At 52.7% G+C, this 23,431-nt stretch carries 24 protein-coding genes; 6 read left to right on the forward strand and 18 right to left on the reverse strand.

The features are described from left to right. Positions 1 to 41 precede the first annotated feature (41 nt). A complete protein-coding gene (abc-f, locus tag FE783_RS11190; protein WP_138879435.1) occupies positions 42 to 1,973 on the reverse strand; it encodes a ribosomal protection-like ABC-F family protein in 1,932 nt (643 codons plus the stop codon). A 447-nt stretch (positions 1,974 to 2,420) separates the two neighbouring features. Between abc-f and FE783_RS11195 the strand changes: the two genes are divergently transcribed. Further along, positions 2,421 to 2,786, forward strand: a complete 366-nt coding sequence (locus tag FE783_RS11195; protein ID WP_138879436.1) for a c-type cytochrome — start codon at positions 2,421 to 2,423, stop codon at positions 2,784 to 2,786. Between the two features lie 80 nt (positions 2,787 to 2,866). Here FE783_RS11195 and FE783_RS11200 read toward each other — a convergent pair whose 3' ends face one another. After that, a complete protein-coding gene (locus FE783_RS11200; protein ID WP_138879437.1) occupies positions 2,867 to 3,889 on the reverse strand; it encodes an Rpn family recombination-promoting nuclease/putative transposase in 1,023 nt (340 codons plus the stop codon). 22 nt (positions 3,890 to 3,911) lie between these two features. After that, positions 3,912 to 4,886 (reverse strand): carbon-nitrogen hydrolase family protein, encoded by a 975-nt coding sequence (locus tag FE783_RS11205; RefSeq protein WP_202916176.1) that lies wholly within the window; start codon positions 4,884 to 4,886, stop codon positions 3,912 to 3,914. A 282-nt stretch (positions 4,887 to 5,168) separates the two neighbouring features. On the opposite strand from FE783_RS11205, the gene FE783_RS11210 reads away from it, so the two are divergent. Next, positions 5,169 to 5,369: a hypothetical protein gene (locus FE783_RS11210; RefSeq protein ID WP_138879439.1), complete on the forward strand. Its 201-nt coding sequence runs from the start codon at positions 5,169 to 5,171 to the stop codon at positions 5,367 to 5,369. Between the two features lie 45 nt (positions 5,370 to 5,414). Here FE783_RS11210 and FE783_RS11215 read toward each other — a convergent pair whose 3' ends face one another. After that, positions 5,415 to 6,776, reverse strand: a complete 1,362-nt coding sequence (locus tag FE783_RS11215; RefSeq protein ID WP_138879440.1) for an N-acyl-D-glucosamine 2-epimerase — start codon at positions 6,774 to 6,776, stop codon at positions 5,415 to 5,417. 249 nt (positions 6,777 to 7,025) lie between these two features. Here FE783_RS11215 and FE783_RS11220 point away from each other — a divergent pair, with 249 nt between their 5' ends. From FE783_RS11220 to FE783_RS11230, 3 genes are read left to right on the forward strand one after another with little or no spacing between them, the layout of a single operon-like run. Continuing rightward, positions 7,026 to 8,003 carry an ABC transporter ATP-binding protein gene (locus FE783_RS11220; protein WP_138879441.1) on the forward strand — a complete coding sequence of 326 codons (978 nt, stop codon included), beginning with the start codon at positions 7,026 to 7,028 and terminating at the stop codon, positions 8,001 to 8,003. Then, positions 8,000 to 8,803: an ABC transporter permease gene (locus tag FE783_RS11225; RefSeq protein ID WP_138879442.1), complete on the forward strand. Its 804-nt coding sequence runs from the start codon at positions 8,000 to 8,002 to the stop codon at positions 8,801 to 8,803. The genes FE783_RS11220 and FE783_RS11225 overlap by 4 nt, the downstream gene beginning before the upstream one ends. A gap of 4 nt (positions 8,804 to 8,807) precedes the next feature. Beyond that, complete coding sequence (locus FE783_RS11230) at positions 8,808 to 9,590, forward strand: ABC transporter permease (RefSeq protein ID WP_202916171.1); 783 nt, start codon at positions 8,808 to 8,810, stop codon at positions 9,588 to 9,590. Between the two features lie 332 nt (positions 9,591 to 9,922). Here the strand turns inward: FE783_RS11230 and FE783_RS11240 are convergent, their stop codons facing one another. From FE783_RS11240 to FE783_RS11295, 12 genes are all read right to left on the reverse strand, one after another. Next, a complete protein-coding gene (locus tag FE783_RS11240) occupies positions 9,923 to 10,480 on the reverse strand; it encodes a DUF1700 domain-containing protein (protein WP_138879444.1) in 558 nt (185 codons plus the stop codon). Beyond that, complete coding sequence (locus FE783_RS11245) at positions 10,477 to 10,824, reverse strand: PadR family transcriptional regulator (protein WP_138879445.1); 348 nt, start codon at positions 10,822 to 10,824, stop codon at positions 10,477 to 10,479. Before FE783_RS11245 ends, FE783_RS11240 begins: the two co-directional genes overlap by 4 nt. 147 nt (positions 10,825 to 10,971) lie before the next feature. Then, complete coding sequence (locus FE783_RS11250; RefSeq protein WP_138879446.1) at positions 10,972 to 11,487, reverse strand: NUDIX domain-containing protein; 516 nt, start codon at positions 11,485 to 11,487, stop codon at positions 10,972 to 10,974. A 24-nt stretch (positions 11,488 to 11,511) separates the two neighbouring features. Beyond that, positions 11,512 to 12,015 carry a DinB family protein gene (locus tag FE783_RS11255; protein ID WP_138879447.1) on the reverse strand — a complete coding sequence of 168 codons (504 nt, stop codon included), beginning with the start codon at positions 12,013 to 12,015 and terminating at the stop codon, positions 11,512 to 11,514. Between the two features lie 118 nt (positions 12,016 to 12,133). Continuing rightward, positions 12,134 to 13,351 carry an MFS transporter gene (locus tag FE783_RS11260; protein WP_138879448.1) on the reverse strand — a complete coding sequence of 406 codons (1,218 nt, stop codon included), beginning with the start codon at positions 13,349 to 13,351 and terminating at the stop codon, positions 12,134 to 12,136. Between the two features lie 161 nt (positions 13,352 to 13,512). Next, positions 13,513 to 14,571 carry a hypothetical protein gene (locus FE783_RS11265; RefSeq protein ID WP_138879449.1) on the reverse strand — a complete coding sequence of 353 codons (1,059 nt, stop codon included), beginning with the start codon at positions 14,569 to 14,571 and terminating at the stop codon, positions 13,513 to 13,515. Positions 14,572 to 14,663: 92 nt separating this feature from the next. Next, complete coding sequence (locus FE783_RS11270) at positions 14,664 to 15,743, reverse strand: Gfo/Idh/MocA family protein (protein WP_138879450.1); 1,080 nt, start codon at positions 15,741 to 15,743, stop codon at positions 14,664 to 14,666. Between the two features lie 38 nt (positions 15,744 to 15,781). Then, positions 15,782 to 16,534, reverse strand: coding sequence for a meso-2,3-butanediol dehydrogenase (gene budC, locus FE783_RS11275; protein WP_138879451.1), 753 nt, complete (start codon positions 16,532 to 16,534; stop codon positions 15,782 to 15,784). A 12-nt stretch (positions 16,535 to 16,546) separates the two neighbouring features. Then, the gene (locus FE783_RS11280; RefSeq protein WP_202916172.1) at positions 16,547 to 16,921 is read right to left on the reverse strand and encodes a RidA family protein; all 375 of its coding nucleotides are present in this window, start codon (positions 16,919 to 16,921) and stop codon (positions 16,547 to 16,549) included. Beyond that, positions 16,918 to 18,216 carry a M20 family metallopeptidase gene (locus FE783_RS11285; protein WP_158301741.1) on the reverse strand — a complete coding sequence of 433 codons (1,299 nt, stop codon included), beginning with the start codon at positions 18,214 to 18,216 and terminating at the stop codon, positions 16,918 to 16,920. Before FE783_RS11285 ends, FE783_RS11280 begins: the two co-directional genes overlap by 4 nt. 45 nt (positions 18,217 to 18,261) lie before the next feature. Further along, positions 18,262 to 19,320 (reverse strand): hypothetical protein, encoded by a 1,059-nt coding sequence (locus tag FE783_RS11290; protein WP_138879454.1) that lies wholly within the window; start codon positions 19,318 to 19,320, stop codon positions 18,262 to 18,264. A gap of 33 nt (positions 19,321 to 19,353) precedes the next feature. After that, complete coding sequence (locus FE783_RS11295; RefSeq protein WP_138879455.1) at positions 19,354 to 21,240, reverse strand: beta-N-acetylhexosaminidase; 1,887 nt, start codon at positions 21,238 to 21,240, stop codon at positions 19,354 to 19,356. A gap of 113 nt (positions 21,241 to 21,353) precedes the next feature. Between FE783_RS11295 and FE783_RS11300 the strand changes: the two genes are divergently transcribed. Beyond that, a complete protein-coding gene (locus FE783_RS11300; RefSeq protein WP_138879456.1) occupies positions 21,354 to 22,232 on the forward strand; it encodes an AraC family transcriptional regulator in 879 nt (292 codons plus the stop codon). A 304-nt stretch (positions 22,233 to 22,536) separates the two neighbouring features. On the opposite strand, the gene FE783_RS11305 is transcribed toward FE783_RS11300, so the two are convergent. Both FE783_RS11305 and FE783_RS11310 read right to left on the reverse strand, forming a co-directional pair. Next, positions 22,537 to 23,058 carry a cyclase family protein gene (locus FE783_RS11305; protein WP_138879457.1) on the reverse strand — a complete coding sequence of 174 codons (522 nt, stop codon included), beginning with the start codon at positions 23,056 to 23,058 and terminating at the stop codon, positions 22,537 to 22,539. Beyond that, positions 23,055 to 23,423 (reverse strand): MmcQ/YjbR family DNA-binding protein, encoded by a 369-nt coding sequence (locus FE783_RS11310; protein ID WP_138879458.1) that lies wholly within the window; start codon positions 23,421 to 23,423, stop codon positions 23,055 to 23,057. The genes FE783_RS11305 and FE783_RS11310 overlap by 4 nt, the downstream gene beginning before the upstream one ends. Positions 23,424 to 23,431: the final 8 nt, after the last annotated feature.

Raw genomic sequence — 23,431 nt, forward strand, 5'->3', positions numbered from 1 at the left:
CGAAAAAGCGATCCGACAAGATCGCTTTCCGAACCTAACCCTTACTCCACCGTATCGAGCCGTTCGTACAGCAGCTCGCGCTCCGCTTCTAAAAGGGACTTCTTTTCGTGCATTGCGCTCAGCTTCTCCGCTTGCTCCTCGCGCATCATCGCAGCTTCGAGCAGGGCAATTTTGCTCTCAATCGTATTAATTTCCGCTTCCAGCTTGGCGAGCCGCCGATCCGAGCGATCCGCTTCCGCCGATTTGCCGGCATCCGGCTTCGGCTTGGCGTCGTCGCCACGTCCTGACGGTGCGGCAGCTGCCGCCGCTCTTAACTCCGCGTGTTTGCTTCTAGCCTCTTCATAACGGCCCTCGTAGCGAGTAAGCGCGCCCTCCTCCAACCAATAGGTCACCGGGAACAGTTTGTTCAGCAAATACCGGTCGTGAGATACGCAGACGATCGTGCCGGGAAAGGCGGCCAACGTTTCCTCCAACGATTCGCGTGAATCGATATCCAGATGATTCGTCGGCTCATCGAGCACCAGCACGTTCATATCTTGATGCATAAGCTGCGCCAGCCGGAGCCGCATTCGCTCGCCGCCGCTCAAATCATTCACTTTGCGAAAAACCGACGCCCCATAAAATAAAAACTTGGCAAGGATGTGACGGGCTTCCCCCTCTTCTACCGGCACCCGGTCGCGGAACGCATCGACTATCGTTTTGGTCTCGTCCGGGAACAAGTCGTGCTGTGCCAAGTATCCGATTTTGACACCGCTGCCGATCCTCACCGTACCCGCATCCGGCTCGAGCCGTTCCGCTATCATACGAAGAAGGGTCGATTTGCCGCTGCCGTTCTCCCCGACAATCGCCACAAATTCACGGAAGCGCACATGCAAATTGACGTCCTTGTACAACAGCCGCGTACGATTCCTATCGTCCGCATCTCCGTCCCCGTCAGTACCTTCTCTGCGGTACGACTTGCCGACCCCTTCCATCACAATGACGTCTTTCCCGCTCCGTTCGCCCATTTCGAAAGCGAGGCCCATCCTTTTTCGCTCCAATACGGGCCTCCCCAGTTTCTCGATCCTGTCAAGAGCCTTCTGCATCGACGCGGCCCTCTTGAACATGTACGGATTGTCGGCTTGGGCGGCCCATATCCGCATCCGCTTGATCGCTTCCTCCATCTTTGCGATTTTCTTCTGCTGCTCCTGGTATGCCGCGAATTCGGCCAGCAAACGACGCTCCTTCTCTTCAACGAAATAGGCATAGTTGCCGTGATACACATCGACCGTTCCGCCCTCCAAATCGTAAATTTTCGTAACGACCCGATCCAGGAAGTAACGGTCATGCGAAACGATCATCACACTGCCCCGGTAATCCCGCAAGTATGTCTCCAGCCATTCTACCGCCTGCAAATCGAGATGGTTCGTCGGCTCATCCAGCAGCAGCAAATCCGGTTCGAGCAGCAGGATGCGCCCCAAGCCTACTTTCGTCCGCTCGCCCCCGCTCAACCTGCGGAACGGGGTTTGAAGCAGATGGACAATGCCGAGGCCGTCTGCGACGCGTGCCAAATTCGCATCCATCTCGTATCCGCCCTTGTCGGCGTAAGCCTCCTGCAAAATTCCGTACTCCTTCAATGCCTTCTCCATAACTCCTTGGTCCGGGTCGGCCATTGCCGCCTCCAGTCGGCTCATTCTTTCCCCGATTCCGAGCAATTCGGCGAAAGCCTGCTTAAGTACATCCATCACCGTTTCCTCATGGCCGAAATTAGGAATTTGCGCGAGAAGCGCGGCTTGGCACCCTTTCTTGTAATGAATCGTTCCCGAGTCGGGCGGTTCCGCACCCGAAAGCAGCTTCAGCAGCGTCGTTTTCCCGCATCCGTTCGGACCGACCATGCCGATCCGCTCTCCTTCATGAATTTCCAGCGACAATTGTTGAATGACGGGCGTTCCGCCCCACATTTTTGCGATTTTATCAGCTGCGCACAGTATCATAACGATTTCCCTCGCTTAAAGTAAATTTAGGCATTCGGACATGCAAAAAAAGCCGCAGGCAAAAGGCAACCTTTTACCCGCGGCTTTCATCCAGCCGTATGTGTCGATCTGCGCAAACGTAACGAATAAGCGCAGTCCGAGCTACAGGGTCAAAACGTTGCAGTCGCCGTAAATGGACATACTTCTCCCGTCTTGCGCAAAACGGAATACGATCGTAGCTTGATGCACCCAATATTGGGACCATTGGCTACGTGCGGCGACTTGCAACATTTTGACACCCCCTTTACCGAATCGAATGAAAATCTATCGTAACTATAGCATATGGAAAAGGCTGGCGCAATATCCAAACCTAAGCGAAAGCCGAAGCATGGCGGGATGACTCTTTCGAGCTATATACAGACGCGCGAACGAATGATAAGATGAAGACTTGAATAAGGAGGGAATACGATGCAGAAATGGATTATGGCTGTCTTGTTTTTCGGTGCATGCGCATTCGGACTCATCCTGCTGATGGTAGGTGCCGGACAGGACAAGCCGGAAAAAGAGCAGGAAGCGAAAGGGCCTTCAATGCCCAGCGTCGCATTGGACAAGGCGGCGGCCGAAGCCATTTACGCGAAATCATGCGTATCGTGTCATGGTAATCAGCTAGAAGGCAAATTAGGGCCGAACTTGCAAAAAGTCGGAACAAAATTGTCACAGGAACAAATTTATAAGCTCGTGTTAAACGGTAAAGGGGCCATGCCCGCATTTAAAAGCTCGCTGAAGGAAGAAGAGGTTGCCAACATCGCACAGTGGCTGGCACAGCATAAATAACGGACAAGAAGCCCGGGTTCCTCACGCTCCCGGGCTTTTTGTATTCTTGTTCTGCATAATCGCCGATGGCGATCATCGGATCAGTTCATTCGTTTCCTGAGAGCCTCTACTTTTTCCTCCGACAGCCCTGTAACTTCGGCAATAAGCGATGCTTCCATCGATTTTCTCAGCATGTTGATTGCCGCAGCCTCCATACCTTTCTCCATGCCTTTCTCCATGCCTTTCTCGACGCCTTCTTCATAACCCCATCGCTTCCATGCGGGCATCAGCTCCTTCATCGCTTCCCCCTCCTCCGGATATCGTTCCATCAGTTCATTAAGCAAAGCTTCGTCTTCCTGAAAATCAGGCTTGAAATATAAGTCCGCAATGGACATGACAAGCGCCAATCGTGCATGGTCCAGCTTATTGCGCAAACGTAATATCATTCGCAAATATGCGAATCTCATTTCGCGTCTCTTGCTCTTATTATACCCCATCATTGCCAATAGCGCAGCGGCCACCGGATTATCCGATTCGATAAACCGTCTCCAGTCGTGATTACGAACCTCGACTTTAAGGAAATGAAAATGTAGCAGTGTATGATCCGGAATAGCCATCGTTAACGTATCCCGCTCATTCCGGACATCATCCGCCGTGAAGATGGCGATCGGAATAATCAGCTTGTGCTCTTTCCGATGACGCTCAAATATGCGGCTAAAATAAATAAACATTCGCTCATGAAAGTCGGATTCCTTGTACGATTGAGGTTCCAAATGAACGAGTACATACGCGTCGTTCTCTTTGCAGCGGGTTTCCAGCAGCAGATCGAGCGTACGTCTTTCTTCGCCTACAACGTCTACAAGAAGTTCCTGCATCAAAAATCGGGTATTGCTGTAATCCAGCAGTTTGTCCAACTCGGGAAAGAAAAGAGCGATAAATTCCGCAAAAAACGTTTGCAGCAATTTCTTGAACGCCTCGTCGTGCGGGGCTTGCTTTGAAAACTCGTTTGTGCTCGTAATCCCACATCCTCTCGTGAAAAAAAGAAAGCACGCCCCTCGCGTCATTAACGCATCAGGGTGTGCTTCACTCTGTTTCATCTCATTTCCATATTGTACCACATCCATTAACCCGCAACAATCCCTACCTTCAATCGGAATCCTCTTCTAATGCACGATCGTCAAATCGGACGAGCTCCCGGCTCTTTTCGTTGACGATCAACTGAAACACATCGGGTCTGCTGTAATGCCCGACGGCATCGAAATCAAATCGGCTGCGGATCACCTCGGACATATCCAAATCGGCCAACAGCAGCCCTTCCTTCCCATACAGCGGCTCGGCTGCGTAACCGCCCAGCGGACCCACAATGGCGCTCCCTCCGCGACTTAGCACATCGTCGTCATAGTTAATATCGGTAATGCAGGCCAAATCCGCCGGATAAGACGCCTTGGTTGCATATTGATTGCTCGACAGGACGAAGCAGCGTCCTTCGCAAGCGATATGACGGATGGTCGACTGCCAAGTATCCCGGGCATCGGCCGTAGGCGTAATCAAAATATCGATTCCTTTGGCGTACATGGCCGTCCGGGCAAGGGGCATGTAATTCTCCCAGCAAATCAGCCCGCCCAGTCTGCCGAAAGGCGTATCGATCACGGTCAGCGTACTGCCGTCCCCTTGACCCCACAACAGCCGTTCGGCTCCCGTCGGCACCAGCTTACGATGCTTGCCCAGCACTTGACCGTCCGGTCCGACATAAAGAATCGAATTATATAAGGTCGTACTGACGTAATCCCTCTCTTTCTCCACGACACCGATCACTAGGTAGACGCCCGCTTCTTTGGCGATTCGTCCGATGGCATCCGTATCTTTGCCGGGTATCTCGATCGCGCTGTCCCAATATTTTTCCCAATCTATTCTGCCCTCTTCACTTCGGCTCCCTACGCGTGTCCCGAAACGAAGCCCTCTTGGGTATCCGGAAACAAACACCTCCGGAAACACAACGAGTCCGGCTCCTTGCACGGATGCTTCCATCGTCCATTTCTCGATCTGCCGCATGGCGTCCTGCTTATCGAACAGAACGGGTGCCGACTGCACGACGGCCGCTCTCATGGTGTGCTTCTCCATCATATCCAGCCTCCTAAGACGTATTATTCGTCCTTATCCTCATCATAGGAGCAGCGGCGGATCATGTAACCGTCCAGTTTGATAGAAATTACACCAACCAATTGGTTGGACGGATCGGCCCTATACTATATATCGGTTTCATAAATTGCGATAATGTTGCGCATCCTTATTAGAGCGGTATCGGTACAATTGGATGGTCAAAGTCCGGACCAATTGGATGGTTACACCTTTACTTTTCCCTGATAATCTAAGCGTATCCAATAAACACAAGCGGGTGGTCCTATGTACGTATACGCCTTAATCATCATCTTCTTTGTTGTAGTTGCCGCGATATCGACGATTATGATCGGGACCTCGAAGCAAAACAGGGAAGGCAATCCCGACTACGATACGAGAACGGGCGGCAATATGGTCCGGCTGACGACTTTGTACATTATCGCGGCCATTATCGGGATTGCCATACTGCTGTATATGATTTTTTGAACAAATTGGAAGCGACCCTATGCAAGATAGGGTCGCTTTCTCGTTTCAAGAAGCCGATGCCGGAATTTTTATATGCGTTCCCGCCGCCACTTCATTCGATTGATAGTCCTTGAACAACCATAGCTCGGGAGTGTCTTTGATTCTCGGGATCGTCAGCTCGAACGAACTGCGGGGAAACCTTCCCGATCTCATATAAAGCCGATTGCCGTCTACCTGAATCGATTCGATGCGGGCGAACCGGAATCCTCCCTCGTCATAGACGCCGAAATGATCTTTAAACAATCTGCAAGTCTCCGGGTCGATCCGTTTGTTGAACGAGACGATCACTTCGGTATCGCTTATCCTTGCCGCTTTAATCGGAAACGGCCGCGACTCGTACATATATCCGCCGATGTGGTATTCATAAGCGGTCCATGAGTCGTATCCCTCCTCTTTCACCGTCGCCACGAACGCGTTCAGCCAGCTGCGTCCTCGGATCATATTTCTCGCGGAGCCGATATCCGCTTGCACCGCGATCGGAACATTCGGATGAGCCGTCCGGATTTCTTTCACAAAAGGTTCATAGTTTCGGATGTAATCGGCTCTCAGCTTGCTTTTGGTCCAATCGGGCCAATGGGTTTGCAAAACGTGGAGGTCCGGCTTCACCTTGTTGATCATCGATACGGCGTCAAGACCTTGCCATTCCCGCAGACGATCGCGCGAATCCAGTCCGTCATCGACGGCAAGCGACCACGTGGCTACCGCTATATCGGGACGAACTTCGCGCGCGCCGCCAATTCCGTTAATCATTTGATCGATAAAGCCGTTTACGGCATTCACGCGAAATTTGATCCATTTTTGATAAACCGAACTGTTTTTCTTATAATAGTCCGGTGACCGTTGGTTCACAAAATCCGGCATCACGCAGCCGCACTGCGTAAGGAACGCCTGTCTCGCTAAAGGACCTACATCCCCATATACGCCTCTGCGGATGCCGTCCCACTCGGGAAAATACGGTTCGGCGATTTCTACGCCGTCAAAAGGAAACGCGGCAAGCAAGTTCGCTATCGCCTTTTTTTTCCACTGCACATACTTATCGCTGAAATAGGAAAATCGCGTATAGCCGTCGTTGCACGGCTTTAGCAGCTCCATTTGCCATGCCGGCCAATCGTCCGGATACGATTCCGTGGAAAAAGTCCCGTTCCCGAGCACAAGCGCCCAAACGAATATGCCGCGATCTTGTAACGCCCGGATCAGCTCGGCCTTCACCTTGTTCTCGTTTACGACGAAATAACGGACGATCCCGTACCCCGCCGCTTCCAATTCCTCGGCTATGCTTTCCGGCGACCGGTTTTCATAGTAAGGAAATAGCGGATCCAATTGAATGCTCGGACCGTACAACCCGTTCCTCTTGACGCTCGCTTCCACTACATTACCCTCCTCTCGATTTCCGATAATCGGATCGTTCCGCTTGCATCATTTTCCGTTTGCTGCCCCTCACCTCCTTTATATGCGAATCGCATACCGATTCGCTTTTTCCATTATTTTACCATAATCCGCTGCAATCCGGTGAAACCGGGGGACTTTTATTTTATTCGAGTTTACTCTTGCCGATCGAACCTGCCTTGATCACAATAAGATGTGCTCCATAAACCTAATTAAGGAGGGAATAGGTCAGTGATACTTGTTGAAGGATTAACCAAATCGTTCAAAGTCGCCAAACGCTCGACCGGACTTGCGAATGCGGCAAAAGCATTGTTCGTCCGCGAGCACAAGATCGTCCAAGCGCTTAACGGCGTCTCGTTCTCCATTCAGCCAGGCGAAATCGTAGGGTATATCGGACCTAACGGCGCCGGGAAATCGACCACCATAAAGGTCATGAGCGGAATACTCGTCCCGGACAGCGGAACATGCAGCATTCTCGGATACACGCCATGGAAAGACCGCGTACCTTATGTGAGAAATATTGGAGTCGTGTTCGGTCAGCGAACGCAGCTTTGGTGGGACGTTCCCGTGATGGACTCCTTCGAGCTGCTTCGGGACATTTACAAAGTTCCGTCGGCCGAATACAAACAAAATGTGGACTTGCTCGTCGAGACGCTCGAGCTGCAAAGTCTCGTCGGAATGCCTGTCCGTCAATTAAGTCTAGGCCAGCGCATGCGCTGCGAAATCGCCGCTTCGCTTCTGCACAGCCCCCAACTATTATTCCTGGACGAACCGACAATCGGTCTCGACGCCATCTCCAAAATAGCCGTACGGCAATTCATCAAAACGATCAACAAAGAAAAAGGCGTTACCGTTATTTTGACGACTCACGATATGAACGACATCGAAGCGCTGGCTAACCGGATCCTGCTGATCGGGGGCGGCAGCCTGCTGTACGACGGCAAGCTGAACGAGCTGCGCAGCCGGTTCGGCACCCGCAAGTCGATCACGATCGATTACCGGGAGACGGAAGACCGGTTAGACATACCAGGAACCGAGCCGCTTTCCTGGTCACCGGAACGGGCAATTCTTAGCGTAGACACGGAGCAGGTCATGATCTCCGACGTCATCGCCCAATTGTCCGCCCGGGTGGAGCTGCTGGATGTGGCCGTCGAATCGCAGCCGATCGAAGATATTATCGTTCAGCTGTATAAGGAGTACCGGATATGAAGCCATATTGGTCCGTATTGAAGCTCCGTCTGCTAAACGGGATGCAGTATCGTTCGGCGGCACTCGCCGGAGTGGCGACCCAATTTTTTTTCGGGTTTATGCATATTATGGTCTTTATAGCCTTTTACAGCATGTCGTCGGGCGAGCCACCGATGACTTTGCAGGAGCTGACTACTTATACTTGGCTGAAGCAAGCATTTCTGGCTTTTGTTGTTCTATGGTTCCGCGACAACGAACTGTTCCAGCTTATTTCAACGGGGAATATCGCATATGAGCTGTGCCGTCCGACCGGCATATACGGGTTTTGGTATGCCAAGCTGCTGGCGCAGCGGCTATCAAGCGCAATTTTGCGCTGCTTTCCGATTTTGGCCGTCGCTTTCTTTTTGCCGGACCCTTACCGATTGACGCTGCCGCCCGATGGCTCCGCATTTCTGTTATTCGTCGCCGCCCTTCTTCTCGGCTTGATGCTTCTTGTGGCGATATCGATGTTTATTTATATTTCCGTATTCATCACGCTATCGCCAATGGGCTCCTTGCTTCTATTCAGCTTGATCGGGGATTTATTCGCCGGCTTGCTTCTGCCGATCCCCCTCATGCCCTCTTGGCTGCAAAGTATCGCTTATGTCTTGCCGTTTCGGCTGACCGCGGATTTTCCGTTCCGCGTCTATTCGGGGCATATTCCCCAGAGCGAAGCTCTTGTCGGGATCGTAACGCAGCTCGGCTGGCTGTTCCTGCTCGTCTGGCTCGGCAGATTTGCCTTGAGCAAGGCGCTGCGAAGAGTCGTCGTACAGGGAGGTTGACGCGATGGTGCTCTATTTCAAATATTTGCTAATCTTGTTCAAATCCCAGATGCAGTACCGGACTTCGTTCTGGCTGTTGTCGATCGGCCAATTTTTCATCCCGTTCTCGGTGTTCGCCGGTCTATATTTTTTGTTCGAACGGTTCGGCCAGATTCAGGGATGGAGCTTTTCCGAAGTCGCCCTTTCCTTCGGGGTGATTCATATGGCGTTTGCCATCAGCGAATGCTTCGCCAGGGGCTTCGATGCCTTCTCCAGCCTCGTGGCCGGCGGAGATTTCGACCGTCTGCTGGTACGTCCGAGAAGCACCGTCGTGCAAGTGATGGGCTCCAAATTCGAATTTACCCGGTTCGGCAGGCTCGCCCAGAGCTTGATTGTTCTCTTATGGGCGATTAGCAGTCTACCCATCGAATGGACGGCTTTGAAAATCGTAACGCTTCTGCTTATGATCGCAAGCGGCGTTTTTATTTTCACCGGAATTTTCATGCTGGCGGCGACGCTGTGCTTCTGGACGATTCAAGGGCTGGAGGTGGCTAACATTTTTACGGACGGCGGACGGGAAATGGCTCAATATCCGCTGAACATTTATCAGGAGTGGGTAACGCGATTTTTTACGTTCGTTATTCCGTTCGGGTGCGTCAACTATTTGCCTTTGCTTTATTTGCTGGGTAAAACCGACGGCAGCGGCGTACTGTATATGCTCGCGCCTGTCGCAGGCATTCTTTTCATCCTTCCCTGCTTACTCGTTTGGCATCTTGGGGTAAAACACTACCGGTCTACGGGGTCTTGATGTTTTCCAGTTAAATTTTCGAAGTGGAAAAAGGATACCGAAAATCCGGTATCCTTTTTTTGTACGTATCCGTTTCTCATCCTATTCATCTGCGGTATAATGATTCCATTAACCGATGCGAGGTATCCGATGTCCGAATTGCAGCAGCGAGTGGATTGTATGAAATGCCGCCATTACTACATTACATGGGACCCGAAGTTTCCGAAGGGGTGCAAAGCGTTCGGCTTCAAAACTCATGGCCTTCCAAGCCATACGGTGCTTTCTTCGTCGGGCCAGCCATGCATGAACTTCGAGCCCAAAGGAAAACCGGGCGGTAAATAACCCTTATTCGGTCAATGATTTCGCGCAGGCAGCACCCTGCGATACTGTTCCGACAAAAAGCTTAAATACTTCCTCAAATATTTCCGGCTGATGTAGGCGATCGAACCGACTATGCCGCCGACGACAAGCGAGAAAACCATACTCCACTCATAGGGAACCGATACGCCGGGGGCAACATCCATATTAATCCAGGAAACCCCGAATGTTCGTATAACACCCGCGAGCAGTATGAGAATCGTACAAAAGCCGAAACCGTATGCGATTGTTGCCAGTACCGGAACGACCATGACGCTCAACAGCCCGGTCGTGCAATAAAATCCGATCATAGCCAATACTTCGCCGAATGAACGCTTAGAGCCCCGCAGCAAATAATGCTCGTTCCGAAACGCCTTAGCCAGCTTCTTCGGATCCCCGAGCTTAGTGAGCACGTCCCCTTCCCGTTGACCGTTACTAAGGGCTTCGATAATATGGCTCTCTATTTCCCGGACGGCGTCAAGCCGTTCTTCCTCCGGCAATTTCCGCAAATGATGTTCCAATTGTTCCAAGTAGGCTCGCGTGAGCGGACTCATGACCGTTCCTCTCCTTTGTTCGTTTCTAATTGATGGACGGCTCCCGACAGCTTGTTCCACTCCAACGACATCGTGTCGAGCAGCAGCTGCCCGGCCGACGTTAATGTGTAGTATTTGCGTGGCGGACCGGACTCCGACTCTTTCCAGAACGAGTCGATGTACTTCTCCTTGAGAAGCCGGCGCAGCAGCGGATATAGCGTTCCTTCCGTTACGGCAAGCGACTCCCATTGATCCAGAATCGTTACGAGCTCGTAACCGTATCGCGGCTCTCTGCTGATCAGCAGCAAAATGCAATATTCCAATATGCCTCTGCGCACTTGGGAAGTCCATTCCGACAAGACCATACGGCATCCCCTTTCGGTACTAGAATATCACAAGATACTGTGCGTTGCAAGGTACTAGGCGTATATATGTTCATATGCAGAAAAAAAGGGGAAATCCGAAGATTGTCCCCCATGTAATCCCGATCTGTAGCACTCGTTTCGTTTGTTCTATTCGCGGGCCGCTCCGGCCGCTTGCTTCGCAGCTTCCTCATACAAGACGAGATTGCTTTGAATCCAGGCGATTTGACGGGCTTTGTCGGGATCGAACAACCCTCTGCCATGCGTCTCCGCGCTTTCCGGTAAATCATCCAACCGGCTGACCGTTGCCCAGTAAAAGACCATATAACTGTCGGGATATGGATATTTGTATTGGGCCGGCTTATCGCCGAGCAGAGTTATCTCTTCATAGGCGAGCAATCCGCAACGGTCGACCACCGCACCCGCTTCTTCATACAATTCCCGCTTCATCGCTTCGACCGGCGATTCTCCCGGCTCCAGATGACCTCCCGGAATGTCCCAGCCGCGCTCTTTCAGCTGCGTTAAGACAAGCTCATTGCCGAGGAAGGCAAGAACGAATGCGCCGGTAATATGCTTCTCGTCGGGCAGTTGTGCCGTTACAACCGTTCTGGTCCGATTGGGTTGCGGGATCCCTTGAACGTTATTTTCCGTGCGAACGATACGCATGAGCAACCATCCTCTTATACATGACTAGTAGTCCCACACCAGATGTCCTTTTCTCATTTTGGCAATGTAAATGATTTGTCCCGTGTGACTGGGTAAATGTCTGAATTGATGCAAAAGCATTTCCAGAATCGTGGCTTGATTGTCTAAGGCCCCGTTGAACGCCGGGTAGTTTAAATAAGGCTGCTCCAGTAACTTTTCAGGGTTTGCTTTCATGATTTCGAGAACTTGTATGATGCAGTCGTATGATTGGTTTGAAAGCTCCAATGCCTGCTCTTTTGACATTTGCAGACCGCGTTCGAATTCTTTACTCCTGTCTTCGATATATGGAGCGCCAAAGTACGCGGTATCAAACCATTGACGTACAGCCCCCGAAATGTGTGCTACCAAATTAGCGATGCTGTTGCTCTCGGGCGTAGGTGAGAATACGATATCCTCGTCAGACAGTTGTTCAAGTACGATGCGAGTCCATTTCTGGTCTGCTTTGTATTTCCTTAATAGAAGGTCGATCACTATAGTTGAACTGTCCAACGCCCTTCACGCTCCCCTATTTTTCTTTAAGGATACCAAACGAATGTTCGTACGTAAAGGGCGATTCGGAAAGTCGTGATTTATTGACTCCTTCGCTGCCGTGTGTCGGCTATCGTACTCAACACGGTCGTCCTTCAACGCTGTTTCCTTTTTTTCCGGTACGCTCCCCCATAAGAGGTACTAGCAAAAGAGCTCCGAGCAGAAACAGAACTGCACTTACCGCAAAAACGATAAAGAGGGACAGCCCGTCTTTCATCGTTCCCGCCACGGACATGCCGATGACCATCATGCCCATGAACATGGGCGTCAGAACACCCCCGACCCTTCCGATATAAGCTCCTTCCGTATTTTTCATAATCATCGTATTAATGCCGATATGAATGCATGGATAAAACAGGCCGTTTAGCATCTGGAACAGCAAAGTGAGCACAACGCTCTCCGACCATCCGAGTCCGGCCGTGCCGAACGTGCTGGCGAACAATCCGACGGCTAGAAGCGTTTGCGGCTTCAGCTTCTTGGATAGACCCATAATAAACCCGCCGCCGGCCAGCATAGCCGCGCCGTTGGCCATGAGCAGCCATTGCAGAAATTGCTTATCCCGGTCCAAATTCTCGACCGCGACGAAGAGCATGAGCGGCTGGATCAAGCCTACGGCCAAACCTGCGACAGCGAAAGTGCCGGCCAACGTTTTCAGCACCTTATTCGACCATACGTACCGCAATCCATCCTTCAGCTCCCGAGTGAAACTCCGGCTTCCATGAACGGGTTCGGCTTCATCCCGGGGCAAGCTGGACAGGATGAGCGCGGAACCGGCAAACATAACGATCATCAACGAGAAGGATACGACGATTCCGTACCGCTGATAGGCGAAAGTCCCGATGACCGGTCCCAAGACCATGAAGATAGCCGCCATCGTCTGAAACATCGCCATAACCCCTTGCAGCTGCTCGGCGGGGACGTGCTGCTTGAACAGCTTCATCGTAGACGGCTGGGAAAATTGCGACAGGATGGCCGAAATGAATGTCGCAACTAGCAAGGCGTGCCAAGAACCTGTCATGACGACAAGCAGAACGGCCAGCACGGATAAGGCCGATAAAACATCGCACCATACCATCGTCCGCTTCGGCTGCCATCGGTCGGCGAAAGTCCCTCCGATGATAGCGAACAGAAAGATGGGAGCAAATTCCGCAACGGAAATGAGCGATACGTAAAGCGGGTCGTTGTTCGTCATATCGGTCACATATAACAGGATTGCGAAGTTTCTGACCCAAATGCCGAGCTGCAGCAGCATGCGGGACATCATAATCGTTCGGACATAGCGGTTTTTCAGCAGCATAAACACTCCTCCATAAACAAACATTATATAGTTTCGTTTGTTTTACAGTAGATATAATATATTTTTGTCTATTTATTTGTCAACACAAAAATAAATAAGCACAAAAAAGCTCCGCATGAGCGGAGCTTGAGTAGAACCTATATAGTATTCCTATTCAACTTTTACTCTCTTCCAAACTTCTTCATCGTTATAAACTGGCTTAACTCCCCCGTTTTGCCGTATTCGTACACAAATTCATGCCCGATCGGTATTTCTTTGTTAAATAGTGTGACGGGACCCTGTTCAACCTTGTAAGAGATTGGATGTGGAATTTTGTACCATTGGCCGTTTGCGGAGATTTGTCCTCTGCTTAACAGTTGTTCCACGGTACACTCGTATTCCCGCTCCTCTTGTGTGATTGGTCGGTCCTTCCAGAAAGCTCTCAAATTCTCGATCTCGCGCTCCCAACACCCATTCTCTTTAAAATCTTCTATCTTCGTAGAGGCTGTCGCCCTCCAAACCTCCTTGGAATCGAGCTTGCTTTTCCGTAATGATAACAACGGATTTTGAATTAACAGGTGAGGAGCTTTCAAACCTTGAGCGACCAACATGTAATGGGGCAACGCTTTCCAATAATGCGCCGCGGCGTTTTGAATCGTTTCCTCGGCTATTTTCTTGCCGGGAAGAGAACCCGTAAGCGCATCACCCGACTCTTTGTGCGTTCTGGCCGCCTCGTACTGCAAAATCGCCGCTCTGTACAAATCCCCGTCCAAGCGCGCGAGCTCTACATCATGAGCGACCAGTTTCTCCATTTCCGAAGCGGCGCGGCGCAGCCCGGCCAAATGGGAGTCGGGGACGGAACCCGTTCCAATCCCCGGTGACACAAGAACAACCGGAAGGGGATAAGTGACTGTATGTGCAAATGCTGCTTCTTGCCTTGCGGCCACGAGAAGCTCCGGTATTTTCCCGTACCACTCGTCCGCCAGCTCATGCGTAATAGGAGGTACCGGTCCGGCACCTCCTTCCGATTTGGGGAATCCTTCGCCAAGCAAAGCATCGGCCATCGTTTGGAAGCTTCTGGCCGCCTGCAAATAGGCAAGCGCAAGCGGATTACCGCAATTGTCCAGCTCCGCATGGACGACAAACACTTGATGGCCTATCTTGCTATAGCTTTCCAGATGCTCATCCGGACAGTTTTTGTCTCCAGTAAATGTCTTGCGAATCCATTCCAACAATCCCACTTTATGTTCCTCCGCACTCTTATTTCTTATTTACATAGTACGTTAGAACTAGCGGATTGTTTCGATAGATTGCTAGGAAGAGAAAATTGAAATCAACGGACGGACGGCACTTCGAGCCAAACGTTTCCTTTCTCGACCGCCTGTTGGGCGATCAAGCCCGGCAGCGTATATTCCATCGCACGATACACATCGATCCGGGGCGATATCCCTTTATCCAACGCGTCGATAAAGTCGCGGATCAAATAATATTCGGACGTTCCGTGTCCGCCGAGAGTCGCCTCCTCCGGGGCTTCCGGGTCACGGGTGTCGCACTGTAACGGTTGAGCCGTCGTGCCGTACTCGGGATGCCCTTCCACGTAAATCCACCCGTCGCTGCTATACCCGACGCGTCCGTTTTCGATTTGACCTTTGGAGCCATACAACGCATAATGGCCGATCTCCGGCTTCCTCGGCGCTACCGAGCTGCGGAGCAGTTTGATCGTCGCTCCTCCCGCTGTTTCGAATAAGGCGACCTGCATATCGATTAACCCGACTCCGCCTGTCGGCATAATGGTCTTCGACGTCCCCGATCCGGTCGCTCTTACGATACGGTCGTCCATAATGTCGAGTATCGGGCCGAGCGAATGGGAGCAGTAATGGAGCGGCGGCCTGCGATCCCGCCAATACGGTTGACCGGTCAGCGGATCGAGGATACGGCTGCGGATTTCATGGACATACTCGCCTTCCGCGTAAAAGATAGAACCGAGCAGCCCTTCGCGAACCCAACGTTTCCAGTTCTGAAAAAAATGAAAATAGACGGTATTCTCTGCCATCATGTACGTCCGGCCCGTTCGTTCTACAGCCTCGATAATCCGAAAGCAATCTTCCACGGTCGAAGCTGCCGTCACCTCGCACAGCACATGCTTACCGGCTTCAAGTGCGGCTATGGTCTGCGCGGCGTGCGAAGGCACCGGCGTTCCGATCATCACGATATCGATATCGGTATTCAGCATTTCCTCAAACGACTCGAACCGTCTGCCTTCCGGTATGCCCAACTCGTCTCCTGCCTTTTCCAGCAGCGCGGAGTCGGAATCGCATACGGCTGTGACCCGAATTCGGGGATGATGCATATATGCGGCGGAACGGCGCGAACCTCCCAAGCCGACCAGCCCCATTTTCCAAGGATTCCCCATTGCTTCCCTTCCTTTCCGGACGTCTTTCGATGCATAGATTAAAAAGCCAGCTGACCGCCGTCGACGACAATCGTTTCCCCGGTGATGAACGCCGCATCGTCTGAGGCGAGAAAGGCGAATACGCCTGCAACGTCTTCGGGCTTGCCTACGCGGCCGAGCGGTATTTTCGCGCGTATATATTGCTCGATAAACTCCGGGCTGTCGATCGCTTCGGACATCGGCGTCTGAATATATCCCGGACATACGGCGTTGACTCTAATTCCCTTCGATCCGAGCTCGATCGCCATCGTCTTCGTCAGCAGTACGACACCGCCCTTGGAGGCGTTGTAATGCGCATAATTCGCTTCCCCTACAAGTCCGTTCGTCGACGCCATGTTGACGATAACGCCGCCGCCCTGTGCCGCCATATGCTTCGCGACCGATTGGGCCACCCAGAACATGCCGTTCAAATTGACGTCGATGATTTTTTTCCAATGCTCCGGCTTGATCTCGAGTACGGGCTCTTCCCAAGCGATTCCCGCGTTGTTGACCAGGACGTCGATCCGGCCGAAGCGCTGAACCGCCCCTTCCACGGCGTTCTCGACTTGATCCGAATCGGACACGTCGACTACGAGCGTCTGCACATGGGCTCCCGCCGCGGTGAGCTCCTCCGCCGTTGCGAGCAAGTCCGCTTCCACATTGGAAACAAGCGCCAAGGACGCTCCCTCGGAGGCGAATCTTTGGGCGATCGCCTTGCCGATCCCGCGTCCCGCGCCGGTAATGAGTACCGTTTTACCGTCAAATCTGCTCATGGTTTCCTCCAATCAGTCCCGCGTCTTCGCGATCACGTCGATTTCCACCAATATTTGATCCAAACCGCCCTCGAAGCATGTGCGCGCCGGCATCGGCTCTTGGAAATGGGTCCGGTATACGGCGTTGAATCGTGAAAAATCTTGGATATCCGCCAAAATGACATTCACCTTGACCACATCGTCCATCGTGCAGCCGGCGGCAGCCAAGATCATCTCGATGTTTCGGAGAGTGAACTCCGTCTGTTCCTCGATCGTATTGCCGACTACCCGCCCTTCCACGTCAAGCGGTCCCTGCCCCGATACGAACACGAACCCACCCGATACGATTGCTTGCGAGTAAGGTCCGTCTCCTGCGCTAGCTTCGCTTGTTCGAACCGCTTTTCTCATAACCGCTCTCCTCCCGTTATGTCGGTGACCCCGCACCATTTCACGATAATTCTGGCATATAGCTCCGTCAGCCGAAGCAGAGAATCGACTTCGACATATTCGTCCGCCGCATGCGCATTGGCTCCCGTAGGACCGATCACGACTGCCGGAGTAGGGCTGTGAAGATTGAACATGAAGGCGTCGCACGCGAATGGCGCGCCTCTCATCACCGGTTCATCGCCGCTCAGCTCCTTGACTTCTTCGGCGAGCAAAGGAAGCAGCGGGAAATCGGGTGCTACCTCGGAGCCGGGCAAGAAGCGGATCATCTTGCTAAATTCAGGCAACGGCGCCCCTTCGAACATCGCGGCGTACCCTTCCAACAGCTGCTGCATCAGCTGTTCCTCCGTCGTCCCCGGATAGCATTCCACCCAAATGTCCAGATCGCATCGTTCGGGCCCCACATCGCATAATGCAGCCGACATATCTCCCGCTTCGGCGCGCGTGGCGATAACCGGCAGTCCGGACGACTCGACGTACCAGGGGGCGGGCCCGGGCATCCGGCTGATTTCCTGCTCGAACCGCTCCAGAAACACAAGGAACTTGCCGGCGTCATACAGCGGATTGACCAACGTTTCGCCGCTGAAGGAAAGCCCGGTCTTGCCCCGGAACGTCACTCTCCATAAAGCGCCGCCCCGGGTAGCCGGACAGATGGCCATATTCGTCGGTTCGGGAATGATGGCGGCATCCGCATGGAATCCCATCAGTCTGCCCGCCAGTGTGCCGTTTGCTCCGCCGAACTCTTCATCGACGACCGATTCCACCAGAACGTCACCGTCCGGACCGAACCCAAGCTCGATCAAACAGCGGACGGCCATGATGGAAGCGGCCAGGCCGCCCTTCATATCGAATGCACCGAGTCCGTACAATTTGCCGTCCGACTCGCGGGGCTCCCAGGGGGACGCAGTCCATCCGGGTGCAACGACCGCCGTATCCGCATGGCTCGAGAACAACAGCGACTTGCCGGATTTGTTTCCTCGCCATCGCCCCGCCACGTTCGGCCGGCCGGAATAATCTTTGCCCGGAAAATAGGCGGGATGGCTGCGGAATCCGGGAGCGTCCTCCGGCGAATACAGGCTTGTTTCGAGTCCCATATCCCGCAGCACGGAGGCGACGTACTCCTGACATTCCCGTTCCGTGCCGTCGGTCACGAGATTGACGGTAGGATACCGGATCAGATCCGATACCAGTCCGATTACGGCGGAACGATTGTCCCTCACCCACCCGGAAATCCGTTCCTGGATGCGTTCGATATCCATCCATTTCTCCTCCTTATTCCGGCGCGGCAGACGCATCGGAATGAGTTATTTCAACTGTTCCAGTCTGCTGCGCCTGATCGCGTCATGATGCCGGTCCGTAATTCTTCTCATCGCTTCCCCGATCGCGTTCCAGGCCATGTCCGGAGATTTGGCGCGATAGTCGTTCGACTCCGAGCCCCGGAAGCCCCAGACGAGAATGTTCCTCGCTCCCGCATCGTATGCCGCATCCGTCGCCCAGATGATCTCCTCTTCGCGCCCGGCCGGCGTGCTATAGCCTTGTATCCAGATGTTGTGATCTTTGCCGAACTTGTTGCATACTTCCAAGTTGCGCTTCGTCATTTCGTATACGAAATCGTAGGGGTGGACATCTTTTTTGCCCAGCCAGTAAGGGTCCGAACCGATATTTTGCAGCGTGTCGAGACCGCATATCGCTTCGATCGAATCGAGATTGATCCCGTAAGAGCCCCCGAGCATGACGCACACGATGTTCTCCATCTGTTTCTTCCGGCTGTATTCCGTCACCTCGCGGAAATAATCGACGACCGACCAAATTCTAAACTCCTCGACCTTCTCGTCAAACGCTGCCGGCATCTCGTATCCGTACCGCTCGCTGAACAATCCCTTACACCGTTCGCACGCGCACGTAAACACCTTCGGCTTGCCGTTCTCCATCGATTTGGCCGCCAAATGCGGCTCATCCCAGAAAATGCTCCTGCCGCCGATGTCGAACACGACGTCGATCCATTCCTTCGTGAAGCTGCGGAAGTGCGGACTGTTCAAGCAGGCTCTCACCGGATCGACGCTTCCGTCGGAATAGACCTGATGACTGTCCGGGTAATAGGCGAGAAAATGCGACTTATCTCCCGGAGGGCCGCCGAGCCCCCAATTGTCGACCCAAACGTCCAGTCCGTGCCCCTCCGTCATTTGGATAATTTCCTTCATGATGCTGCGATGCCGGTCCCAGTCCGTATGCGAGAACATATGGACGACCAAGTTGAAATGATGGTTCACGATATCCCGAAGGTCGGTTTCCATGTGTCTTAACATCCGGTTGCCGTGGTAAGCAACCCCTTTGATCAATTTGTCCGGTTGATGGTGAATCATGGAACATGTCTCCTTTCAATATTCAATATAGTGTTAAGGCTGCGCGATCCGGCTTGCGGTAGGAATGAACTGATACCACTGGCAATCCAAATACCCATCCTTGCCGTGGTAAGGAAGTCTCGCTTCCTCTAATTCCTCTAGCCGGTCCGTTGTCCCGGATACGTAATCGGCAAGCCGTTTGACCGTTGTCTCCAAGCTGAGAATAAGCGCACCATAGCGGTAATCGATCACTTCCCAGCCGAATGCTTTGTTTACTTCGAACCACCTGTCCCGATGAGCGGCCTGAAGATCGCGAACTTTGCCGATCAAGCCGGGGATGATATCATCCGCATATTGTTTAAGCGTATTCAGCTCCCGGCTGCGATAAGCCTCCACGAGATTGACGCCCAACTCCGCCTTGACCGTCAATACCGCGCACAGCTTGCGCAGCACCTCGAACACGAACCGGAACTCGCCGCCCCGCGACGCATACGTCTCGAACTTCTTCTCGAGCTGCGAATAATAGCGCTCGAGTCCGCGGCCCGCCAAGTTGGAATCGAACAGCCCCATCATCGGGTGCTGCCACAGCATGACGCGCGACGGATTGGCGTTATTCACATTGTCCGGTGCAATGCCGGGGATTTCGTCCACCCAACGAATATCCATGAAGTCGTCGAATTGTCCGCCTGTGCAGAAAGCGAACCGCTTGCGCAGTTTCTCCTCCGACAGCTCGGCCGCATAGCCGTGCTCGGCGAACAGCTGCAGCCCGAGAACCGCGGAGAACCAGTCGCACTCCGTACCGTCATCGCCCCACAGCGTAGCGATAATTTCCTCCACGCCTTCCCTTTTGCAGACGTTCAATGCCGCATTTGTGGATCGCATCGTCAGTCCGTAGTTCAAGACGAACCCTTTCCAGTTCCATATGCCTCCGGCGAATATAGGAGTCGAACCGAACGATTTATGCCGGCGTATCCAGTCCTCGTAAAACTCCTCGTCGGTATGGTAGTAGTCCCAATACACGATCTGCACGTCTTTCGGCATCTCTGCGATGACCCTCTCGGGGATGACACATTCCTTGTCGTAATAAGCCCCCGTCTTGGAGCCGGCGCGGAAATACATATCGCTCCACATCATCGGTTCCAGTCCGTGCTTCCTCGTGATCTCCAGAACCCGATGCAAATGCTCGTTCATCAGATCGAATTTGGAACGGTATCCGTTGCGCTTCAAATATTCGCCTTGACCGAGCTTCCAAGCCTCGTCCATCCCGATATGGAACCGCTTCGTGCGGACGGACGACGCGGCGGCCACGATCATCTGCTCGATGAACTCGTACGTTTTCGGTTCCCCGACCAGCATCGTTTCCTCGTCGTCGCGAATGTCCGCGAAAGCGCTCCATTTCAGTACATCCTTCAAATGGCTGAGCGTCTGGATACACGGAATCATCTCGATGCCGAACATGTAAGCGTAATCGTCCATGTCGCGAATTTCGTCCTGCGTATAGCGGCCCCGCATGTAGCCGAAGTAGGCCTGTTCCTTGACGTCGTAGCTGTCCTCGGTATACAGCATGAACATGTCGAGTCCCATTATGGCCATGAGACGGATAAACCGTTTAACAGTATCCGGCCTCATGACGGCATTTCCTTGAGACACGTCGAACATCGGACCGTTCGTCTTGAACTGCGGAGTCTCGCTGACCGAGAACGACTCCTGCCCGTCCCGAAGCGATTCGATCAGCAATCCGAGCGCCCGGTAAAAATGAATGCGGCGGTTGTAGTACAATGTTATTTGACCTTGCTCTCGCTCCACACGCAGCTCCGGCAATTCGTGGCGTATGACTTGTACCCGCAATCCTTCCGGATCGGGAACGAATCCGAAATCGGCGGCCAGAACAGCGATTCCATCCTGCAATTCCGAGATGTCGCCAATAAAGTGCAGTCGCATAGCAGTCCTCCGTTGTTAAATAGTACAGACTTCGACAGATCGTACCGACTTTGTTATAATAGGCTATCCCCTATAACGATAGCAGGGTTTGCCGGTGGAGGAGTAGATTGCAAATGGCCAAGTTCTTGGACTATATGATCAGTTCTTTGCCGATACGCATCATCGAATTGAAGGTCGACCGCTCGAGATTGAAAATCAAAGGACTGACCCCGCTGCAATTCGGGCATTTGCCCGGAAGAACGCCGATGCGGAGGAATTCGACGACGGAAAGCTGGGCGTTCACCTACATCGTGCGCGGAAGCGGAACGTACCAGGTCGGCGACGGACCGGTGCAAAGACTCGAAGCCGGAAGCCTTTTCTGGGAATACCCGGGAGAGCTGTTTCATTTCGGCCCCGATCCGGGAAAAGACTGGGACGAATACTATGTCAATTTCGAAGGCTCGCGCGTCATGGAATGGCTCGACACTCTCATTCCGGAACCCGGTAAAGTACTCCGCGTCGGTTTGGACAACAAATGGATTCACAAAATCGAAACGATCGGCGACTATATGGAGAGCGGCATAGCCGACAACGCCGACCGTGCGGCGCTGCTGCTGGAGTCCCTCGTCTACGAATTTTGCAGCGCGAACGAGAGCAGGAAATCGGGCGTCCGGCCGGAACGTAAGCCGGAGTTCATTTTGCGGATATTGGAGGACATCGGAGAGAGCTTGTATAAGCCATGGGATGAACGCCATATTTGGGAGCGCAACCACATTTCACGTTCGACTTTGAGGCGCATCGTGCATCAGAGCACCGGATATGCATTGAACGAATACGTGAACCGGCAAAAAGTAGCCGAAGCGAAAAAGCTGCTGCGGATGACGACTTTGCAAATCAAACAAATCGCGCAAATGCTCGGCTTCGAGGATACCGCCTACTTCGCCAGACTGTTCAAGAAGTTCACCGGCATGTCGGCCATGACGTTCCGGGATAAGCATAGCGATGCGATTTGAAGGGAATAACGATGTGAATAGAGGAAAAAATTGCACTTATGCTGCGAGAAATTGCCTAACTCGGGGAGATAACGGAAAAAATTGCGCCTATTTCATGCGAAATCCTAACAAATTGCCCTACCGGAGACCAAAACGATCCAAATAAGCGCAAAAATTTCCGCTATTTACGGAATAATCAGGAAATGTACGCCAATAACGTCGATTTTTTCCGCTATTTTCCTGACACCCGGACGACCCGCTTCATGTCCGGCAACACCAAAAAGCCTGACTTTCTCATATGGTGAAAATCCGGCTTTTTCAAATACTATTCGTCTACAATCGCGATAGCCCGAACAGGCGAGCCGTCCCCGTCCTTGATCTTCAGCGGCAATCCATAGAACATGAAGTCTTTGCCGAACGGCAGCAGCTCCATATTGATTAAATCGGTGTAAGTAACGATGCCATGACCGAGCAAAATTCTTTGCAGCTCCTCCGTCAAAGCCCCGCCGACAAAGCCGGGTTTTCGCCCGATAATTTTGTCCGCCAGATCATCACCCGCCTCTTGCGCAAAAAACAACCCCGTTTCGCTAGGCCAGTCCCCTTGCGGATCGACGACTTGAGCTTTGCCGAAAAACCGTTCGAGCGGGATTTCATCCAGCGTTTCTTTGCCTATGTGCATATGGGAAAAAGCGTCTACATGCGTACCGGTATGAGTACCCATTACGAGCTTTCTCAATTCCCAAGTATGCGTTTGGTGCGTATGGACGACATCCGCTTGCACATCCGGATCGCCGGGATAAATCGGCATTCCCGTATAAATGGACACAGACAAATCGATAATTCTCATAAGCGGCCTCCGGGCGACCCGTACCCGGATTCGAGCTCCCGGATCATTCGTTTAGGGGCGATCAGTCGCCATGCTGCCAATAGGTGTCCTTTGAGATCATCCGGGTCGGCGTTACGCAGCTTAACGAGTACATACGGATATTTCATATAGTGGTCGGTGATCGAATATACTTGCGGATTTATTTGCAGCATCAGCTCGCGGGTTTCAACATCCATCTCCAATACAAGAGATTCACCGTCTTCGTGAAACCGCGCCAGCAGCTTGTCCTTCAATTTGAACGATGGCATCCCGTGCGATACGCTTTCGACCACGCCGGGCAGCGATAACGCGATTTCTCGCACGGCTTCAAACGCATTCTCCGACATAGCTAGCC

The organism is Paenibacillus mesophilus (assembly GCF_005938385.1).
Lineage (GTDB): Bacteria > Bacillota > Bacilli > Paenibacillales > NBRC-103111 > Paenibacillus_AB > Paenibacillus_AB mesophilus.

Coding starts and splice junctions, on each gene's coding strand:
- FE783_RS11240 (WP_138879444.1), bottom strand. CDS start 10,480: ATGAGTCCGCTCACGCGAGCCTACTTGGAACAATTGGAACATCATTTG.
- FE783_RS11250 (WP_138879446.1), bottom strand. CDS start 11,487: ATGCGTATCGTTCGCACGGAAAATAACGTTCAAGGGATCCCGCAACCC.
- FE783_RS11270 (WP_138879450.1), bottom strand. CDS start 15,743: ATGGGGAATCCTTGGAAAATGGGGCTGGTCGGCTTGGGAGGTTCGCGC.
- FE783_RS11285 (WP_158301741.1), bottom strand. CDS start 18,216: ATGGATATCGAACGCATCCAGGAACGGATTTCCGGGTGGGTGAGGGAC.
- FE783_RS11230 (WP_202916171.1), top strand. CDS start 8,808: ATGGTGCTCTATTTCAAATATTTGCTAATCTTGTTCAAATCCCAGATG.
- FE783_RS11195 (WP_138879436.1), top strand. CDS start 2,421: ATGCAGAAATGGATTATGGCTGTCTTGTTTTTCGGTGCATGCGCATTC.
- FE783_RS11200 (WP_138879437.1), bottom strand. CDS start 3,889: ATGGATGTGGTACAATATGGAAATGAGATGAAACAGAGTGAAGCACAC.
- FE783_RS11210 (WP_138879439.1), top strand. CDS start 5,169: ATGTACGTATACGCCTTAATCATCATCTTCTTTGTTGTAGTTGCCGCG.
- FE783_RS11205 (WP_202916176.1), bottom strand. CDS start 4,886: ATGGAGAAGCACACCATGAGAGCGGCCGTCGTGCAGTCGGCACCCGTT.
- FE783_RS11305 (WP_138879457.1), bottom strand. CDS start 23,058: ATGAGAATTATCGATTTGTCTGTGTCCATTTATACGGGAATGCCGATT.
- abc-f (WP_138879435.1), bottom strand. CDS start 1,973: ATGATACTGTGCGCAGCTGATAAAATCGCAAAAATGTGGGGCGGAACG.
- FE783_RS11290 (WP_138879454.1), bottom strand. CDS start 19,320: ATGATTCACCATCAACCGGACAAATTGATCAAAGGGGTTGCTTACCAC.
- FE783_RS11310 (WP_138879458.1), bottom strand. CDS start 23,423: ATGTCGGAGAATGCGTTTGAAGCCGTGCGAGAAATCGCGTTATCGCTG.
- FE783_RS11295 (WP_138879455.1), bottom strand. CDS start 21,240: ATGCGACTGCACTTTATTGGCGACATCTCGGAATTGCAGGATGGAATC.
- FE783_RS11225 (WP_138879442.1), top strand. CDS start 8,000: ATGAAGCCATATTGGTCCGTATTGAAGCTCCGTCTGCTAAACGGGATG.
- budC (WP_138879451.1), bottom strand. CDS start 16,534: ATGAGCAGATTTGACGGTAAAACGGTACTCATTACCGGCGCGGGACGC.
- FE783_RS11245 (WP_138879445.1), bottom strand. CDS start 10,824: ATGGTCTTGTCGGAATGGACTTCCCAAGTGCGCAGAGGCATATTGGAA.
- FE783_RS11280 (WP_202916172.1), bottom strand. CDS start 16,921: ATGAGAAAAGCGGTTCGAACAAGCGAAGCTAGCGCAGGAGACGGACCT.
- FE783_RS11260 (WP_138879448.1), bottom strand. CDS start 13,351: ATGCTGCTGAAAAACCGCTATGTCCGAACGATTATGATGTCCCGCATG.
- FE783_RS11300 (WP_138879456.1), top strand. CDS start 21,354: ATGGCCAAGTTCTTGGACTATATGATCAGTTCTTTGCCGATACGCATC.